Below are 4,598 nucleotides of genomic sequence, written 5' to 3' on the forward strand. Positions count from 1 at the left end.
TCCTGGCGGAGAGGGGCGCGGGTCTGGGCCGGGGGACGGGCGGGGGGCGGGGGGCTCAGGACGGGGGGACCGGATCGGCTCCGGCACGCAAAGACGGGGTGCAGCGTGAACGATAACGCGACGCCGCATGCGGCGGCGACAGTTGCGCACGGTAAAGTGGCCGCAAGTATGGCGCAGGCTCAGCCCAGTCCCCCCTCTTGGGCATGTTCATTCATGCAGGATTACCGCCGGCCGAAGCTTGCGGGCTGCTGGCTGGCTGGCCTGGTCCTGCTGAGCGGCCTCCTGCTGCCGGGCCCCACGCCCGCGCTGGAGGCCGAGCGGGTGCTGGAGGCGGCCAACCGCTTCGGCCCGCGCACCCTGGGCTCGGCCCGCCAGCTGCTGCAGCTGCTGGAGCGTCTTGGACCCCAGGACGAGTCGCAGCGTCTGCGCACCATCAATGAGTTCTTCAACCAGCGCATTGCCTTTCGAGAGGACCAGCAGGTCTGGGGCCGGGTGGACTACTGGGCCAGCCCGCTGGAGCTGCTGGACAAGGGGCAGGGCGACTGCGAGGACTACGCGATTGCCAAGTACTTCAGCCTGCTGGCCACGGGCCTGCCCGAGGCGAAACTTCGACTGGTCTATGTGCGTGCCATGCTGGACGGGCGTCCCCAGGCCCATATGGTGCTGGCCTACTACGCCCAGCCCGATGCGGAGCCGCTGATTCTCGACAATCTGGTTCCGGAGGTGCGTCCGGCCTCGGCCCGGGGCGATCTCGCACCCGTCTTCAGCTTCAACAGCGAAGGTGTCTGGCAGGGCGTGGCGGGAGCGAGCGCCGGCAGCGCCGTGGCGCGTCTGTCCATCTGGCGCGAGGCCTTGGCCAAGATCCGTGCCGAGGGGTTCTAATCATGAGCATGAACGAAAGCAATCCATGTCGTTGATACGCCAAGTCTGGCTGCTTCTCCTGGCCCTGATGCTGGCGGCATTGCTGGGCAGCGCTGCGGTGTCGGCCCTGTCCATGCGCCAGCTCATGCAGACCCAGCTGCAGCTCAAGAACAATGACAACGCGGCCGCCCTGGCCCTGGCCATGTCCCAGCAGGGTGGGGATGCGCAGCTGATGGAGCTGCTGGTGTCGGCCCAGTTCGACACGGGCTACTACCAGAGCGTGACCTGGCGTCGCGCCGACGGCAGTGTGGCCTTCGAGCGCCAGGCCCCGGCCAAGGCCAGCACGGCCCCGGCCTGGTTCGTGGCTCTGACACCCATCGAGGTGCCCTCAGGCAGTGCCAAGGTGTCCAATGGCTGGCAGGCAGCGGGCGCCGTGGAGGTTCACAGCCAGGCCGCCTATGCGCACGATGAGCTCTGGGCCGCCAGCCTGCGCATGGCGGTCTTGCTGGTGGCGCTGGGCCTGCTGGCTGCAGGCGCCGCCTACCTGGCCCTGAGCCGCATACGCCGCCCGCTGGACAATGCCGTGGCCCAGGCCCAGGCCCTGGTGCAGGGCCAGTACACCTTGGTGGATGAGCCCCGCGTGCCCGAGCTGGCGCGCCTGGCCCAGGCCATGAATGCCATGGTGGCCAAGGTGCGCCAGATGTTCGAGGCCCAGGCTGAGCAGCTGGAAGTACTGCGCCGCCAGGCCCACTGCGATGCCCTGACCGGGCTGAACCAGCGCAAGCACTTCCTGGCCGAGTTGGAGTCCGCGCTCAACCGGGACGATGGTCCGGCCCGCGCGGGCCTGCTCCTGCTGCGCCTGCGCGATCTGGAGGGCCTGAATCAACAGCTCGGACGAGGGACCGTGGATCAGGTCCTCTCGGCCCTGGGGCATGTGGTGGCCGTGTACCCGGAGCGGGTCAATGGCTGTCTGGCCGGGCGGCTCAACGGTGCCGACTTCGCCCTGTGGCTGCCGGCGCCCGATGTGGCCCAGGACACCGCCCAAGCGCTGTCCCAGGCCCTGCAGGCCGGTCTGGCCGGCTTTGGCACTGCGGTGCAAGTCGCCATGGGCGCGGTGGAGCTGGCTCGCGAGCGGCCGCTCAGCGACTGGTTTGGTGCGGCCGACTCGGCTCTGGCCCGCGCCGAGGCCCGGGGTGGTTTTGCTGTGGAAGTGCTGAGCACGCCGGCCGACACCAGCATCCAGGGCGAACGCGCTTGGCGCACCCAGATCCTGGACGCCATTGCAGCACGCCAGGGGCGGCTGCGCGAATACCCGGTGCTGGACAAGCAGGGGCAGCTGCTGCATCTGGAGTGTCCGCTGCAGCTGCAGCTCGAACCCCAGGCCGGCTACGAGACTGCCGCGCGCTGGCTGCCCCTGGCCCAGCGCAGCCGCCTCACCGCCGAGGTGGATCTGCATGCCACGGCCTTGGCGCTGGAGGCCATTGCCCAGGACGGCCGGCCGCGCTGCGTCAATATTGCGCCGGCCTCCCTGCTGGAGGGCGGTTTTGTCGCCCGACTGCGCGAGCAGGTCTTCCACGCGCCGCAAGCCGCCCGCAAGCTGGGCCTGGAGCTGGCCGAGAGTGCGGCCCTGCAGCACTTCGAGCTGCTGCAGGAGATGGGGCGCCAGCTGCGCCCCCTGGGCGTCAAGCTGGGCTTGGAACATGCGGGTCCGGGCCTGTCCCATGTGGACCGCCTCTACCAGGCCGGGCTGGACTATGTGAAGCTGGACGCCGCCGTGGTGGTGGGCGTCTCGGGCGATGCGGCGCGTGCCGCCTTTGTGCGCGGCATGGTCATCATGCTGCGCAGCCTGGCGCTCAAGGTCTATGCCGAGGGCGTGGTCGAGGCCCTGGATGTGCAGGCCCTGTGGGACTGCGAGCTGGACGGTGTGACCGGCCCCTGGGCAACCGCACAAGGCTGAGGAGCCTGTTCAGCCGGTATCGTCGCTGTGCAACTGGAAGGGCCGACCCAGGCGGCGATCCTCGAAGAAGCGATGCAGGGTTTCGCGCACGGTGCGAAAGGCCAGCTGATCCCAGGGGATCTCGTGCTCGTGGAAGAGTTTGGCTTCCAGCGTTTCGGGGCCGGGATTGAACTCGGTGGAGAGCAGTCGGGCGCGGTAGTACAGATGGATCTGGCCCACCTTGACCACATTCATCATGCAGTACAGGGGCAGCAGCTCAATCTGGGCGCCGGCCTCCTCATCGGTCTCGCGCTGGGCACCCTGGGCGGCCGTCTCGCCCAGCTCCAGAAAACCCGCCGGCAGGGTCCACAGGCCGTAGCGCGGTTCGATGGCACGTTTGCATAGCAGCACGCGACCGTCTTCCCAGACCGGCAATGTGCCCACCACATTGATGGGGTTTTGGTAATGGATGGCGCCGCAGCCGGTGCAGCTGGCGCGTTCCCGGTTGTCATCCGCCGGCACGCGGTACTCCACGGCTTGGCCGCAGTCTGGGCAGTGTTTGAAACGACGCGTGAGCCACATGCGCCGCAGTGTAGCCGCGCTGCCGATGGCATCATGCGGCCATGGAACTCTTCAACTACTTCCGCTCCTCGGCCTCCTACCGCGTGCGCATCGCCCTGGCGCTCAAGGGCCTGGACTATGTGTACCGGCCGGTGCATCTGGTGCGCAACGAGCAGCAGGCCGAGCCCTATGCCACGGCCTCCATCTCGCGCCTGGTGCCCCTGCTCAAGGATGGCGAGTCCTATGTCGGCCAATCCCTGGCCATCATCGAGTATCTGGACGAAACCCATCCCGAGCCGCCCCTGCTGCCGGCCGACGCCCTGGGGCGGGCCCGCGTTCGCGCCCTGGCCCAGGACATCGCCTGCGAGATCCATCCGCTGAACAATCTACGCGTGCTGCGTTATCTGACGCGCGAGCTGGCGGTGGACGAGGAGGCCAAGAATCGCTGGTACCGCCACTGGGTGGAGGAGGGACTGGCCGTGTTCGAGCGGCGCCTGGGTGATGGTCAGGCCGGCCAGTTCTGTCACGGTGATCAGCCGGGCCTGGCGGACTGCGTGCTGGTGCCGCAGATCTTCAATGCCCGCCGCTTTGACTGCAAGCTGGACCATGTGCCGCGCCTGATGCAGATCTTTGAGCGCTGCATGGCGCACGAGGCCTTTGCCAAGACCCAGCCCTCGGCCTGCCCGGACGCCGAATGAGTCTGCCGCATCCCGACTGGCTGCAGCCCGACTGGGCGCGGCCCGATGTGCAGGCCTTCATGAGCACGCGGGCCGGCGGCGTGAGCCGTGGCGAGTTCGAGAGCATGAACCTGGGTGTCGCGGTCGGTGACGATCCGGCGGCCGTGGCCGAGAACCGCGCACGCCTGCAGGCGGCGCTGGGGGCGCCGGCGGTCTTTCTGCGCCAGGTCCATGGTGCCGAGGTGCTGCGCCTAGAGCGGCGCTGGCTGCAGGAAGCTGCTCCGCCGGCCGATGCGGCCATCAGCACCGATCCGGGCCTGGGCGTGGCGATCCAGGTGGCGGACTGCCTGCCCGTGCTCTTTGCCGCGCCAGGGGCGGTGGGCGGCGCCCATGCGGGCTGGCGGGGCCTGGCCGCCGGGGTGCTGGAGCGCACGGTGGCGGCGCTGTGTGAGGCCGCGGGCTGACCGCCCTCTCTGGTCCAGGCCTGGCTGGGGGCCGGCATAGGCCCCACCTCAAAGGCCTCGGGGCCTATGCAGGCCCCCATCCAGGCCTGAACCTGAGAG

5 protein-coding genes are annotated in these 4,598 nt (G+C 69.0%); 4 read left to right on the forward strand and 1 reads right to left on the reverse strand.

Features of this window, described 5'->3' with window-relative positions; translation table 11 throughout:
- Positions 1–213: 213 nt before the first annotated feature.
- On the forward strand, positions 214–882 hold the full coding sequence (locus ACK5F2_RS17120) for a transglutaminase-like cysteine peptidase (RefSeq protein WP_409866838.1): 669 nt from the start codon (positions 214–216) through the stop codon (positions 880–882).
- 25 nt (positions 883–907) lie between these two features.
- On the forward strand, positions 908–2,818 hold the full coding sequence (locus ACK5F2_RS17125) for a LapD/MoxY N-terminal periplasmic domain-containing protein (RefSeq protein WP_409866841.1): 1,911 nt from the start codon (positions 908–910) through the stop codon (positions 2,816–2,818).
- Between the two features lie 9 nt (positions 2,819–2,827).
- Here the strand turns inward: ACK5F2_RS17125 and ACK5F2_RS17130 are convergent, their stop codons facing one another.
- Positions 2,828–3,379, reverse strand: coding sequence for an NUDIX hydrolase (locus tag ACK5F2_RS17130; protein WP_409866843.1), 552 nt, complete (start codon positions 3,377–3,379; stop codon positions 2,828–2,830).
- A 41-nt stretch (positions 3,380–3,420) separates the two neighbouring features.
- Between ACK5F2_RS17130 and maiA the strand changes: the two genes are divergently transcribed.
- Together maiA and ACK5F2_RS17140 are read left to right on the forward strand one after the other, a co-directional pair.
- On the forward strand, positions 3,421–4,056 hold the full coding sequence (gene maiA / locus ACK5F2_RS17135; protein WP_409866846.1) for a maleylacetoacetate isomerase: 636 nt from the start codon (positions 3,421–3,423) through the stop codon (positions 4,054–4,056).
- Complete coding sequence (locus ACK5F2_RS17140) at positions 4,053–4,499, forward strand: polyphenol oxidase family protein (RefSeq protein WP_409866848.1); 447 nt, start codon at positions 4,053–4,055, stop codon at positions 4,497–4,499. Before maiA ends, ACK5F2_RS17140 begins: the two co-directional genes overlap by 4 nt.
- Positions 4,500–4,598 lie beyond the last annotated feature (99 nt).

The organism is Roseateles sp., assembly GCF_046300915.1.
Classification (GTDB): domain Bacteria; phylum Pseudomonadota; class Gammaproteobacteria; order Burkholderiales; family Burkholderiaceae_C; genus Kinneretia.